This is a genomic window from Xanthomonas sontii (genome assembly GCF_040529055.1).
In the GTDB taxonomy this organism is placed as follows: domain Bacteria; phylum Pseudomonadota; class Gammaproteobacteria; order Xanthomonadales; family Xanthomonadaceae; genus Xanthomonas_A; species Xanthomonas_A sontii.
On sequence record NZ_CP132342.1, the window covers coordinates 484,294 to 496,956 of the forward strand.

Genomic DNA, 12,663 nt, shown 5'->3' on the forward strand with positions numbered 1-12,663 from the left:
CTACGCTGCGCGCAACTTGAGGAGCTTCCGCATGCGCGCATCGTTCCTGCTGCTGGCCGCGCTCGGCGCTGCCCCCATGGTGTCCAAGGCCGTGCCCAACACCCTGCCCGACGGCCCGGTGCTGGTCGGTGCCGGCGCCGACGCGTTGGCCCGGGAAACCCGTCGCCAGTGCCCCGGCGTGCCGACCGACCGGCTCACCCCGGCCGATCTGCTCGATGCCGAGGAGACGTTTCGCGAGGGGCTGTCCGCGGCGCAGCGCCAGGCCATGGATCGGCAGTTGCCGCAGGACGGCGCGTCCGGGCCGGCCCGCTGCGCGCACAGCGCAGGCGGCGCCGGTTGCCCGGCGGCCGCCTATCTGGAAGAGATCGCTGGCGCAGGCCTGATGCCGCGCTTCGTCGCCGGGCTGTGTGCGCCCGGCGCGGTGCGCTGAACCCGCACCGCGGGCATCGGTCTGCGCTCAGACCCGGTGCGCTGCCGCCAGGTACTCGGCGCTCTGCATTTCGATCAGGCGCGAGGCGGTGCGCTCGAACGCACCGGCCAGGCGCTCGCCGGTGTACAGCAGCGGCGGCGGATCCTGCGCGGTGCAGACCAGGTTGACGTGGCGGTCGTACAGTTCGTCGATCAGGTTGACGAAGCGCCGCGCCGCGTCCTCGTTCATGCGGTCGAAGTGCGGGATGCCGCCGAGCAGCACGGTGGTGAACTCGTGCGCGATCTCGATGTAGTCGCTGGGACCGCGCGGGCCTTCGCACAAGGCGACGAAATCGAACCAGACGATGCTCTTGCCGCGCGCGCGCACCGGGATCTTGCGCCCTTCCAGTTCGATGTTGCCGCGGCGTGCCTCGGCATTGCCGGTCAGCGCACTCCAGCGCTCGCCCAGCCAGGCGTCGCTGTCCTCGGCCAGCGGCGCGCGGTACACCGGCGAGCGGGTCAGCGCGCGCATGCGGTAGTCCTCGGTGCCTTCGGCGTAAAGCTCCACGCAATAGGTCTGCAGCAAGCCGATCGCCGGCAGGAAGCTCTCGCGCTGCAGGCCGTTGAGGTACAGGTTCTGCGGCGCGGTGTTGGAGGTGGTGACCAGGGTCACGCCCTCGGCGAACAGGCGCTCGAGCAGGCGCGACAGCAGCATCGCATCGCCGATGTCGGTGACGAAGAACTCGTCCAGCACCAGCACGCGCAGCCGGCTGCGCCACTCCTGCGCGATCTTCGCCAGCGGATCGCTCTGCCCGGCGTGCTCGCGCAGGCGCTCGTGCACGCCGCGCATGAAGCGGTGGAAATGCGTGCGGTACTTCCGCGCGATCGGCAGGCCGTCGTAGAACAGATCGACCAGGAAGGTCTTGCCGCGGCCGACCCCGCCCCAGAAGTACAGCCCGCGCACCGGCTCGGGCTTTTTCCAGAACGCCGACAGCCGGTCCAGCCAGCCCTCCTGGTCGCCGTCCACGATCGCGGTATGGATGCGGTCCAGTTCGGCCAGCGCCGCGTGCTGCGCCGGATCGTCGCGCCAGTCGCCGCGCGCCACGCCTTCGGCGTAGCGCTGCGACGGCAATGCCGCCGCGCTCACGCTTGTGCCGCCGGCAGCCAGGCCTTGACCGCGTGCTGCAACGCGCCGCGCAGGTCGATCAGCTTGCGATGGAAGAAGTGGCTGGTGTCGGGCATGCGCACCAGTTGCGGCTGTGCCTCCAGGGTCTCCAGCCAGTCGTACACGGCCTGCGGATCGACGATCTCGTCGGCCTCGCCCTGGATCACCAGCCACTGCGGCGGCGGCGCCATGCCGGAAAAATCCCAGCGCCCGGCCGGCGGCGCGATCGAGATCAGCACCTGCGGCTGCAACGCGGCGCTGGCGCGCAGCGAGACGTAGGCGCCGAAGCTGAAACCTGCGAGCCACAGCGCGTCGTGCGGACGCTGATCGCGCACCCAGGCGGCCACCGCGGCCAGGTCCTGCTGCTCGCCGTCGCCGTGGTCGAAGCTGCCGGCAGACGCGCCGACGCTGCGGAAGTTGAAGCGCACCACGCGCACGCCCAGCTCGCGCAGCGCGCGCGCGACCATGGTCACCACCTTGTTGTGCATGCTGCCGCCCTCGGTGGACAGCGGATGGCAGACGATGGCGGTGACCGGCAGCGCGGCGACGTCGGCGTCGGGCAGATCGACCGCGGCCTCGATCGGGCCGGCGGGGCCTTGCAGCGTCAGTGCGCCGGAAGCGGTGGGGAAAGCGGGAGAGGTCATGCGGTCATAATACCGGGGCTGGGTCGCGGCCACATGCCGAAGCGGTGCACGCAGCGTTCTTTTTCCTCCCGATCCGGATCCTGCGTGTGGTCTTCGTCCTGTTGAGTGTGGTGTGCAGCGTGCTGGTCTCGGCGCTGCTGAAGCTGGCGCCGCAGCGGCGCATCGACCTGGCCCAGGCGGTGACCTGGAACTACCTGGCGGCGCTGCTGCTGTGCGCCGCCCTGCTGCAGCCGCCGCTGGCCGCACTGGGCGATGCGCACACGCCGTGGGTGTCGCTGCTGGCGCTGGGCGTGTTGCTGCCGAGCCTGTTCCTGGTGCTGGGCCGCGCGGTGGCCAACGCCGGCATCGTGCGCACCGACGCGGCGCAGCGGCTGTCGCTGCTGCTGTCGCTGGCGGCGGCCTTCCTCTGGTTCGGCGAACGCGCCAATGGCGCCAAGCTGGCCGGCCTGGCGCTGGGCCTGCTGGCGATCGTCGGCATCGTGCAGCGACCGCAGGCGGCCGCGCACAGCACCGCACGCACCGCGCCGTGGCTGCTGCTGGTATGGGTCGGCTTCGCCGCGATCGACGTGCTGCTCAAGCGCATCGCCCAGGCCGGCACGCCGTTCGCCGCCTCGCTGCTGGTCGCCTTCGCGCTGGCTTTCGTGCTGCTGCTGGGCGTGCAACTGTGGCGCCACCTGCGCGGCACCGCCCCGTTGTCCTGGCGCAACCTCGGCGCCGGCCTGCTGCTGGGCGCGCTCAACTTCGGCAACATCCTGTTCTACGTGCGCGCGCACCAGGCCCTGCCGGACAGCCCGGCCAGCGTGTTCGCGGCGATGAACCTGGGTGTGATCGGCCTGGGCACCCTGCTCGGCATCGCCGTGTTCGGCGAACGCACCAACCGCTGGAACCGCCTCGGCCTGCTGCTGGCGGTGCCGGCGATCGTCCTGATCGCGATGGGCGCAGGCAGCTAACCATCACCACCCGCACCCCGCTCTTACGATTCCCCACTCCCGATTCCCCATTCCCGGCCCTTCAGCGCCTCCACACCGGAAACGGATCTTCCAAGCCCTGCCACACCACCGGCCCCTGCCGCAGTTCGGCATCGTCGAGCAGGCAGGCATCGAGTTCGGCACGCACCCGCGCCTCGTCCAGGCCGACGCCGATCACCGCCAGTTCCTGGCGGCGATCGCCCCACAGCGGATGCCACATCGCGCGCAGCGCCGCGTACTCGCGGGCGTCGCCGACCTCCTCGGCCTGCGGCGGCGGCGCGTTCCAGCACGAGGTCTGCTGGCGCTGCCAGCCGAGCTCGGTGTACGGCAGCGGCGATGGCGGCAGCGCCAGCGGCGTGTCCAGCAGGCCGCGGTCCACGCGCTCGCGTGCCGCGTACCAGAAGCCGGCCGCCTGGGTCTGGGTGGCCGCGCCGACGATGGATAGTTCGCCGACCCAGTCCATGCGGCTGGCCAGCCAGAAGAAGCCCTTGCTGCGGATCACGTCGCGCAGGCCGCGTTGCGCCAGCCGCGCGAAGCGCAGCGGATGGAACGGCCGGCGCGCGCGATAGACGAAGCTTTCGATGCCGAACTGCTCGGTCTCCGGCGCGTGCTCGCCGCGCAGCGCCTGCATCCAGCCCGGCGCCAGCTGCGCGCGCACGAAGTCGAAGCGGCCGGTGTCCAGCACCAGCTCCAGCGGTACGTCGCCGCGGCTGGCCTCGACGATGCGCGCATCGCGGTTGAGCGCGCGCAGCACCGCGCGGGTGCGGTCGAGCGTGACCGTATCGGTCAGGTCGGCCTTGCTGATGACGATCACATCGGCGAACTCGATCTGCTCCACCAGCAGGTTGACCAACCCGCGATCGTCGTCGTCCCCGGCCTGCAGGCCGCGGTCGGCCAGGCGCTCGGCCGAGCCGAAGTCGCGCAGGAAGCTGACCCCGTCGACCACGGTGAGCATGGTGTCCAGGCGCGCGAGGTCGGCCAGGCCGCGGCCGTCGGCATCGCGCACGGCGAAGGTCGCCGCCACCGGCATCGGCTCGGAGATGCCGGTGGATTCGATCAGCAGGTAGTCGTAGCGCCCGCTCTCGGCCAGGCGCTGCACCTCCTGGCGCAGGTCGTCGCGCAAGGTGCAGCAGATGCAGCCGTTGCTGAACTCGACCAGGGTCTCTTCGGTGCGACTGAGCGCGGCGCCGCCGTCGCGGATCAGCGCCGCGTCGATGTTGACCTCGCTCATGTCGTTGACGATCACCGCCACCCGGCGCCCATCGCGGTTGTGCAGCACGCGGTTGAGCAGGGTGGTCTTGCCGGCACCCAGGAAGCCAGACAGGACGGTGACGGGGAGGCGGCGATCGGAAATGGCGGCATTGGACATGGCGGGCATCGGCGCGGAGGCGTGGCGGGCTAGAAATGTTACTATATAACATTTGAAGCATTGGAGTGGACGTCCATGAAATCCCTGCCGCAATCCTTCTTCGACGCCTCGGCGATGGTGTTGTCCGGGCTGTGCCTGCTGCACTGCCTGGCGTTGCCGTTGCTGGCCGCGGCGCTGCCGTTGTTCGGCGTCTGGGCCGAGGCCGAGTGGGTGCACGTGGTGTTCGTGGCAATCGCCGCGCCGTTGGCGGGGCTGGCGCTGTGGCGCGGGCACCAGCGCGACGCGCTGCCCTGGCCGCTGTGGACGCTGGCGGCGCTGGGCCTGCTCGGTCTGCTGGCCGGCGCTTTCGGCATTCCCGACGAGGCCAGCGAGACCGCGATGACGGTGAGCGGCAGCCTGGCCCTGGCCGGTGCGCACCTGTGGAACTGGCGCAGGCATCGGCGGCGTTGCGGGCATTGAGCCCGGGTGCACGCGCACGCTGCGACGCATGGCGTGCGGTCGCCGAACGGCAACATGATCAAGGCGCGGTTTGCTGTGGCTGTCGCCTTGGCAGTTGCCGTCGCTTCTGCTGTTGCTGTGCCTTGGCGGTTGCCGTTGTTGTTGCTTAGCTTTGGCTCTTGTTTTTGATTTACCGGGTTCCCTTCCGAAGCGGCGGCCATCGCGGGGAAAAACCCCGAAGGGGCGGCGTACATGGATGTACGCCGTCCGCGGCAGGGGCAGGATGCCCCTTCCGCGGATCCCCGGGATGGACGCGGACCCGGAGCGCGTTAGCGCGGAGGGCGCGAGGCAGGGTGTGCTTTCTTTTGGTTACTTTTCTTTGCACAAGCAAAGAAAAGTAACTCGCCGCAAGGCGAAAGCTTTGCTCTTGCACTTGCTGCTACGGTGACGACCGCTGGATCGTAAGAGCGGCTTCAGCCGCGACAGCCATGATCAATTACGTTTGTCGCGGCTGACGCCGCTCCTACAGATCTTCTCGTTTGACACTCAAGATTGAAGCAACAGCAAAGGCTTTCGCCCTTTCGGGCGAGTTACTTTTCTTTGCTCGCGCAAAGAAAAGGTAACCAAAAGAAAGCGCGCCCTGCCTTGCGCCCTCCGCGCTGCGCGCTCCGGGTCCGCGGATGCACCGGGGATTCGCGGAAGGGGCATCCTGCCCCTGCCGCGAACGGCGCACATCCATGTGCGCCGCCCTTCGGGTGTTTCCCCGGTCCATCCGCCGCTGCGGAAGGGAACCCGGTAAGTCAAAAGCCAAAGCAACGGCAACAGCAGAAACAACGGCAAATGCCAAAGCAACAGCAACAGCAACAGCAACAGCAACAGCAACAAGGCTGTCGCCTTTCTTAGCGCGAGAACACCCCCATCTCACAGCTTCGGCCAGCACCAAGCCACATGTGCGACCAGCGCACAATGGACAGAAGCAACGTTCAAGAGATAGCAGTGAAGCGTAAGACCGGACACTCACTGCAACCGGCCTGAAACACAGCACATCTACTCACAACAGGCGGTCGTGCGCCTCGCGAAGGACGTGAGCCTCCAGCAGGAATGTCCCACACATCAAGGACGGGGAAAGGAAGGCCGACAATCGGCTTTTCCGATTCCCCATTCCCAGTTCCCCACTCCCAGCCTACAGATCAAACCCCAGCAACAACGGATCGTGATCCGAACTGCGCCACGGGCCGGGCAGATCGCGCTCGCGGTAGCCATCGCTGTCGGGCAGGTCGGCGTTGACGTGCCATTCGGCGGCGCCGCGCAACCGCGCTGCCAGCGCCGGACTCAGCAAGGCATGGTCCAGCCGGCCGCTGAGGCCGCGGTAGACGAAGCTGTAGGGCTGCGCGACATGCGCCTCCTGCAGCGCATCGCGCCAGCCGGCGTCGCGCAGCAGGCGCAACGGATCTTCCATCGCATAGGCGTTGAAATCGCCGAGCAGCACGCTGGACGTACTGCCGGTGCCGGTGGGGTCGCTGCGCAGCCAGGCGTCCAGGCGGCGCGCCGACTCGGTGCGGGTCGCGTTCCAGCAGCCCTGGCCGTCGCCGCGGTCGGCATCGGCGCCACCGGCTTCGCCGCAACCCTTCGACTTGAAGTGGTTGGCCACCACCACGAACGGCGCGCCGTTGCCGTGACGGAACGCCTGCGCCAGCGGCACCCGGCTGTGCTCGGCGAACGGCCCGCCTTCCAGCATCGCCGGCTTGCCGACCGGGCTCACCCGCGAGGCGCGGTAGATCAGCCCGACCCGGATCGGGTTGTCGCCGGGGCCGCGCCCGGCGTCGACGAAGCGCCAGTCGCCGCCGCCTGCGTTGAGCGCGTCGACCAGGCTGGCGATCGCCGAGGTCGGGCCATAGCCGTCGTTCTCCAGTTCCATCAGTGCGGCGACGTCGGCCTGCAGCGGGCGGATCGTCGCCACCAGCTTGCGCAGCTGCGCCTGGAACTCGGCCGCCGTGCGCGCGCCGCGCAGGGTCGGAAACCCGCCGCCACGGCCGTCGCCGTTGAAGAAGTTCTCCAGGTTGAAGGCGGCGATGCGCAAGGTGCCGTCGACCTGCGGCGGCGCCGGTTCCGGCGGCGGCGTCAGCTGCAGCGCGGCGATCGGGTACAGCCGCGCCACGCCATCGATCACCCCGCCGACGATGCCCTCCACGTCCTGGACCGTGCTGCCCGCGCGCGGCGGTGCAGCGGCGCTGCCCAGATAGTCCGGAAGTTTTGCCGTTGCCGTTGCCGTTGCCGTTGCCGATGTTGATGTCGGCGTCGGCGTCGGCGTCGGCGCACCGAGCGTGCCCAGGCGCAGCCCGCGCCGCGCGTTGTCGGCCACCACCGCCGCCTGCTCGGCGCTGCCGGGCGCGGCCACTTCGCTGGGCTGCCACAGGCGTCCGCCGAAGGCCACGCCCAGTTCGCCGGTCTTGCCCAGCGCATCGTTGTCGACCACGGTCAGCGGCGCGGCGATGCGCACGCGCATGCCGGCCAGCGCCGACCAGTCGGCCGGCGCCGCATCGAGCACCTGCAGCGGCAAGGGCTGCGCCCGTGCCAGCACGGTATGCCCCTGCTCCAGCACGCTGCGCCCGACGAAAGCCGTGCCGGCCTTGGCCGACGCGGCGGCCTGCGGCGCCAGTTCGCCCCACACCCGCACGCGATCGCCCGGTGCCAGGCTGCGCTCGGCATCGCCGCGCACCAGCAGCGCGTCGGCGGTCAACGGATCGTCGTCGCCGGCATCCTGCACCAGGTAGCCGCTGCCGCCGGCTTCCACCCGCGCGGTGACCACGCCCTCGAACACCACGCCCTGCGCCTGCGGCCCCGGGCGCAACTGCCCGATCGGCAGCAGGGTCGGCGGCGTCAGCGCCTGCGCGGCGGGGGCTGCGACCAGCAGCAGCAACGACAACAACGATGGCGGCGGCATGCGCATGCGATCACTCTCCTTGTTTGCGCCGGCACGCGACGGGCGCGGAAACGAATGCGCCGCCCGAAGGCGGCGCAGTGGCGTGCGGGAGGCGCAAGGTTACTTCAGGTTGGCCAGCATCCAGTCCACGGTGGCGTGGATCTGCTCCTCGGTCAGCCCGGGATTGCCGCCCTTGGGCGGCATGATGCCGCCGTCGGGGCCGGTGTAGCCCTCGATGGCGTGCTTGTAGAGCGTCTCCTTGCCCTGCGCGATGCGCTTGTCCCAATGCGCGTGGTCCAGCGTCGGCGCCTTGCCCACGCCGGTGGTGTGGCAAGCGGTGCACAGGTTGTTGAAGATGGTCTTGCCGTCGGTGGTGCCGCCGTAGGCCGCCTGCGCCGAGGCCTTGGCCAGCGCCGCCGCCTGTGCCGCCGCCTGCGCCGCGGCACCGGTGCTGCCGGCGTAGACCGCGCCGACCGGGGCGATGCGCTCCTCGGTGCGCTTGAGCGCCACCGGCGACACCTCCGGCGGGATGGCCCGCTGCAGGTAATGCGCGAACACGATCAGGCCGAGGGTGATCAGCACCAGCAGGCCGATCACCATCGAGAAGCGCTTGAGAAATTCGAGGTCGTAATTCCGCACATCACACCCCTTTGGCACGTGGTAATCCGGACCACCGCTACGCGACCGAGTATAGCCAGCGTTTGCGCCGCGCGGCACGCCGGGAGCACACGGAATCGCAGGCGATGCGTGCTGCATCGCAGCAGTTCGGCGCAGGCGGCGCGCCCGGTCGCGCTCAGGCGCTGCCCACCGCGCGCAGGCAGAACCCGCAGACCGCCTCGACCAGGCGCTCGCTGTCGCGCGGGCCGTCGCGGCTGGGCGCGGTCGGGCCGACCAGGGCCTCGGTGTAGGCGCCGACCAGGCACGCCGCGGCCGCCTCCAGGTCCTGCGCGGGAAACTCCCCCGCGGCCACGCCCTCGGCCAGGATGCCCTTGAACACGTCGCCGAGCAGGCGCCGGCAGCGGATGCGCTCGGCGTCCACCTCCGGCTCCACCGGCTCGGCGATGAAGGCGTAGGCCAGCCCGGGGCCGGCCAGGGCGCGGCGCACGAACGAGGCGATGGCATCGCGCAGGCGCTGCGCGGCCGGCGCCGGTGCGGCGGCGATGGCGCGCAGGATGGTCAGCTCGTGCTCCACGGCGGCGGTCAGCACCTCCACGAACAGCTCGGCCTTGGACGGGAAATGCCGGTAGATCAGCCCGGTGGAGACCCCGGCCTCGGCCGCCACCGCGGTCACCGGGGCGCCGCGGAAGCCGTCGGCGGCGATCAGCCGGCGCGCCGCCAGCAGGATCCGCTGGCGGTTGCCGGCGAGGCGTTCTTCCATCAGGGCGGAGCGTTTGTAGGCCATGGCGTGATTCTAAGTTCAATTAATGAATTTCTGTTCACTTCTTTGCCGTTCCCGGCTACGCTGGGCGCTCTTGCCCGGCGCGGGTCGATTCTAGGCGCCGCCGGCCACCCGCCATTCCCGGAGTTGCCGCCATGCTGATGCCGTCGTTGAATTTCGAGTTGGGCGAGGAGGTCGACCTGCTGCGCGACAGCGTCGCCGCCTTCGCCGCGCGCGAGATCGCGCCGCTGGCCGAGCAGGCCGACCGCGACAACGCCTTCCCCGCGCCGCTGTGGCGCAAGCTCGGCGAACAGGGCCTGCTCGGCCTCACCGTCGAGGAAGAGTACGGCGGCAGCGCGATGGGCTACCTGGCACACGTGGTGGCGATGGAGGAGATCTCCCGCGCCTGCGGCGCGATCGGCCTGTCCTACGGCGCGCATTCGAACCTGTGCGTGAACCAGTTGCGCAAGAACGCCAGCCCGGCGCAGAAGGCGCGCTACCTGCCGAAGCTGTGCAGCGGCGAGCACGTCGGCGCGCTGGCGATGAGCGAGCCCGGCGCCGGCTCGGACGTGGTGTCGATGAAGCTGCGCGCCGAGGCGCGCGGCGACCGCTACGTGCTCAACGGCAACAAGATGTGGATCACCAACGGCCCCGACGCCGACGTGCTGGTGGTCTATGCCAAGACCGACCCGAGCGGCGGCGCGCGCGGCATCACCGCATTCGTGGTCGAGAAGGGCATGCCCGGCTTCAGTACCGCGCAGAAGCTGGACAAGCTCGGCATGCGCGGCTCCAACACCTGCGAACTGGTGTTCCAGGACTGCGAAGTGCCGGCCGAAAACGTGCTGGGCGAGGTCGGCGGCGGCGTGCGCGTGCTGATGTCCGGCCTGGACTACGAGCGGGTGGTGCTGTCCGGCGGCCCGCTGGGGCTGATGGCCGCGGCGCTGGACGTGGTGCTGCCCTACGTGCACGAGCGCCGCCAGTTCGGCGAACCGATCGGCAGCTTCCAGCTGATGCAGGGCAAGCTGGCCGACATGTACGTGGGCCTCAACGCCTGCCGCGCCTACGTGTACGCGGTGGCGCGCGCCTGCGACGCCGGCCGCACCACCCGCCAGGACGCCGCCGGCGCGATCCTCTACGCCGCCGAGAAGGCGACCTGGCTGACCGGCCAGGCGATCCAGGTGCTGGGCGGCAACGGCTACATCAACGACTATCCGACCGGGCGCCTGTGGCGCGACGCCAAGCTCTACGAGATCGGCGCGGGCACCTCGGAGATCCGTCGCATGCTGATCGGCCGCGAGTTGTTCGAGCGGACCAAGTGATGCCGCGCAGGACGCGCATCGGCCGTAAGGCCGTTCCGACGTCAGCGCGTCGGGGCTGATCCCGCAAAAGGGGACAAGAGCCCCTCCCACATCGGCCGCCTGCCCTTTCCTTCTTTCCACGGTTCTGCCATGAGCGCGATCCAGACCCAGTTGCAACCCGGCAGCGACGCCTTCGCCGCCAATGCCGCCGCGCTGCGCGCGGTGGTCGACGACCTGCACGCCACCCAGGCGCGCATCGCCCTGGGCGGCAGCGAGGCCGCCCGCGCCAAACACCAGGCCCGCGGCAAGCTGCTGGTACGCGAACGCATCGATGCCCTGCTCGACCCGGGCAGCGCGTTCCTGGAGATCGCGCCGCTGGCCGCGCTGGGCCTGTACGACGACGAGGTGCCGTGCGCCGGCGTGGTCGCCGGCATCGGCCGCGTCTCCGGCGTGGAATGCGTGATCGTCGCCAACGACGCCACGGTCAAGGGCGGCACCTACTACCCGATCACGGTGAAGAAGCACCTGCGCGCGCAGGAGATCGCCCAGCAGAACCGGCTGCCGTGCATCTACCTGGTCGATTCCGGCGGCGCGTTCCTGCCGCTGCAGGACGAGGTGTTTCCCGACCGCGACCACTTCGGCCGGATCTTCTACAACCAGGCCAACCTGTCGGCGCAGGGCATCGCCCAGATCGCCTGCGTGATGGGCTCGTGCACCGCCGGCGGCGCCTACGTGCCGGCGATGAGCGACGAGACGGTGATCGTGCGCGAACAGGGCACCATCTTCCTCGGCGGCCCGCCGCTGGTGAAGGCCGCCACCGGCGAGGACGTCAGCGCCGAGGACCTGGGCGGCGCCGACGTGCACACACGCATCTCCGGCGTGGCCGACCACTTCGCCGACAACGACCTGCAGGCGCTGGCGCGGGTGCGCGCGATCGTCGCCCAGCTCAACTGGCGCAAGCCGCCCCCCGCCCTGACGCTGCGCACGCCGGAGCCGCCGCTGTATCCGGCCGAGGAGCTGTACGGGGTGATCCCGGCCGACCCGCGCAAGCCGTTCGACGTGCGCGAGGTGATCGCGCGGGTGGTCGACGGCTCGCGCTTCGACGAGTTCAAGGCGCGCTACGGCACCACCTTGGTCACCGGCTTCGCGCACATCCATGGCTATCCGGTGGGCATCGTCGCCAACAACGGCATCCTGTTCTCCGAGTCGGCGCTGAAGGGCGCGCACTTCATCGAGCTGTGCGCGCAGCGCGGCATTCCGCTGGTGTTCCTGCAGAACATCACCGGCTTCATGGTCGGCCGCAAGTACGAGCACGGCGGCATCGCCAAGGACGGCGCCAAGCTGGTGATGGCGGTGGCCTGCGCCAAGGTGCCCAAGTTCACGGTGGTGATCGGCGGCTCGTTCGGCGCCGGCAACTACGGCATGTGCGGCCGCGCCTATTCGCCGAACTTCCTGTGGATGTGGCCGAACGCGCGCATCGGGGTGATGGGCGGCGAGCAGGCGGCCAGCGTGCTGGCGACCGTGCGTCGCGACGGCATCGCGGCCAAGGGTGGGCAGTGGTCGGACGCCGAGGAGACGGCGTTCAAGGCGCCGATCCGCGAGCAGTTCGAGCGCCAGGGCCATCCGTACTACGCCAGTGCGCGGTTGTGGGACGACGGGGTGATCGATCCGGCGCAGACGCGGCGGGTATTGGGGTTGGGCTTGTCGGCGGCGTTGAACGCGCCGGCGGAGCCGAGCCGGTTCGGGGTGTTCCGGATGTGAGCGGGCGCATGCGCTCAGGGTGGAAGGCGCGTTCGCGCGGGGATCGGCGGTGGTCACGCAGGTGGTCGCTGGCGATGCCGGCGCTAGTGTGCCCGGCGGTGGACTCCACGACCGGCTCCGCGGACGCGCTCGCTGCGACGGCCTCCGCTTTTGCTGCTGCTCTTGCTCCTGCATTTGCTCTTGCTCTGCCTTTGACTTACCGGGTCCCCTCGGCGCGGCAGCCGCGGCGGGGAAAAACCCGAAGGGCGGCGCACATGGATGTGCGCCGTTCGCGGCAGGGGCAGGATGCCCCTTCCGCGAATCCCCGCCGT

11 protein-coding genes are annotated in these 12,663 nt (G+C 70.1%); 5 read left to right on the forward strand and 6 right to left on the reverse strand.

The genetic code is table 11. The features are described 5' to 3' along the window. The first annotated feature begins 31 nt into the window (after positions 1-31). Positions 32-430, forward strand: coding sequence for a hypothetical protein (locus RAB70_RS02185; RefSeq protein WP_148827223.1), 399 nt, complete (start codon positions 32-34; stop codon positions 428-430). A gap of 27 nt (positions 431-457) precedes the next feature. Here the strand turns inward: RAB70_RS02185 and zapE are convergent, their stop codons facing one another. Both zapE and RAB70_RS02195 read right to left on the reverse strand, forming a co-directional pair. Next, positions 458-1,555: a cell division protein ZapE gene (gene zapE / locus RAB70_RS02190; RefSeq protein ID WP_017911914.1), complete on the reverse strand. Its 1,098-nt coding sequence runs from the start codon at positions 1,553-1,555 to the stop codon at positions 458-460. Further along, positions 1,552-2,217, reverse strand: coding sequence for an alpha/beta hydrolase (locus RAB70_RS02195; protein WP_148827221.1), 666 nt, complete (start codon positions 2,215-2,217; stop codon positions 1,552-1,554). The genes zapE and RAB70_RS02195 overlap by 4 nt, the downstream gene beginning before the upstream one ends. An 86-nt stretch (positions 2,218-2,303) precedes the next feature. Between RAB70_RS02195 and RAB70_RS02200 the strand changes: the two genes are divergently transcribed. Continuing rightward, entirely contained in the window at positions 2,304-3,167 is an 864-nt protein-coding gene (locus tag RAB70_RS02200; protein ID WP_148827219.1) for an EamA/RhaT family transporter, read from the forward strand. Between the two features lie 61 nt (positions 3,168-3,228). On the opposite strand, the gene RAB70_RS02205 is transcribed toward RAB70_RS02200, so the two are convergent. Further along, complete coding sequence (locus RAB70_RS02205) at positions 3,229-4,554, reverse strand: GTP-binding protein (protein ID WP_148827217.1); 1,326 nt, start codon at positions 4,552-4,554, stop codon at positions 3,229-3,231. 75 nt (positions 4,555-4,629) lie between these two features. Between RAB70_RS02205 and RAB70_RS02210 the strand changes: the two genes are divergently transcribed. Next, complete coding sequence (locus RAB70_RS02210) at positions 4,630-5,013, forward strand: MerC domain-containing protein (RefSeq protein WP_148827215.1); 384 nt, start codon at positions 4,630-4,632, stop codon at positions 5,011-5,013. A 1,162-nt stretch (positions 5,014-6,175) separates the two neighbouring features. Here the strand turns inward: RAB70_RS02210 and RAB70_RS02215 are convergent. The 3 genes from RAB70_RS02215 to RAB70_RS02225 form a co-directional block, all read right to left on the reverse strand. Beyond that, positions 6,176-7,942 (reverse strand): ExeM/NucH family extracellular endonuclease, encoded by a 1,767-nt coding sequence (locus RAB70_RS02215; RefSeq protein ID WP_148829675.1) that lies wholly within the window; start codon positions 7,940-7,942, stop codon positions 6,176-6,178. A 93-nt stretch (positions 7,943-8,035) separates the two neighbouring features. Further along, positions 8,036-8,554: a cytochrome c5 family protein gene (locus tag RAB70_RS02220; protein ID WP_017915253.1), complete on the reverse strand. Its 519-nt coding sequence runs from the start codon at positions 8,552-8,554 to the stop codon at positions 8,036-8,038. A gap of 154 nt (positions 8,555-8,708) precedes the next feature. Beyond that, positions 8,709-9,317, reverse strand: coding sequence for a TetR/AcrR family transcriptional regulator (locus RAB70_RS02225; protein ID WP_148829676.1), 609 nt, complete (start codon positions 9,315-9,317; stop codon positions 8,709-8,711). A gap of 131 nt (positions 9,318-9,448) precedes the next feature. On the opposite strand from RAB70_RS02225, the gene RAB70_RS02230 reads away from it, so the two are divergent. After that, complete coding sequence (locus tag RAB70_RS02230) at positions 9,449-10,612, forward strand: isovaleryl-CoA dehydrogenase (RefSeq protein WP_010341368.1); 1,164 nt, start codon at positions 9,449-9,451, stop codon at positions 10,610-10,612. Between the two features lie 129 nt (positions 10,613-10,741). Continuing rightward, the gene (locus tag RAB70_RS02235) at positions 10,742-12,352 is read left to right on the forward strand and encodes a carboxyl transferase domain-containing protein (RefSeq protein ID WP_148829677.1); all 1,611 of its coding nucleotides are present in this window, start codon (positions 10,742-10,744) and stop codon (positions 12,350-12,352) included. Positions 12,353-12,663: the final 311 nt, after the last annotated feature.

Coding starts and splice junctions, on each gene's coding strand:
- RAB70_RS02185 (WP_148827223.1), top strand. CDS start 32: ATGCGCGCATCGTTCCTGCTGCTGGCCGCGCTCGGCGCTGCCCCCATG.
- RAB70_RS02195 (WP_148827221.1), bottom strand. CDS start 2,217: ATGACCTCTCCCGCTTTCCCCACCGCTTCCGGCGCACTGACGCTGCAA.
- RAB70_RS02205 (WP_148827217.1), bottom strand. CDS start 4,554: ATGTCCAATGCCGCCATTTCCGATCGCCGCCTCCCCGTCACCGTCCTG.
- RAB70_RS02210 (WP_148827215.1), top strand. CDS start 4,630: ATGAAATCCCTGCCGCAATCCTTCTTCGACGCCTCGGCGATGGTGTTG.
- RAB70_RS02215 (WP_148829675.1), bottom strand. CDS start 7,942: ATGCGCATGCCGCCGCCATCGTTGTTGTCGTTGCTGCTGCTGGTCGCA.
- RAB70_RS02225 (WP_148829676.1), bottom strand. CDS start 9,317: ATGGCCTACAAACGCTCCGCCCTGATGGAAGAACGCCTCGCCGGCAAC.
- RAB70_RS02230 (WP_010341368.1), top strand. CDS start 9,449: ATGCTGATGCCGTCGTTGAATTTCGAGTTGGGCGAGGAGGTCGACCTG.
- RAB70_RS02235 (WP_148829677.1), top strand. CDS start 10,742: ATGAGCGCGATCCAGACCCAGTTGCAACCCGGCAGCGACGCCTTCGCC.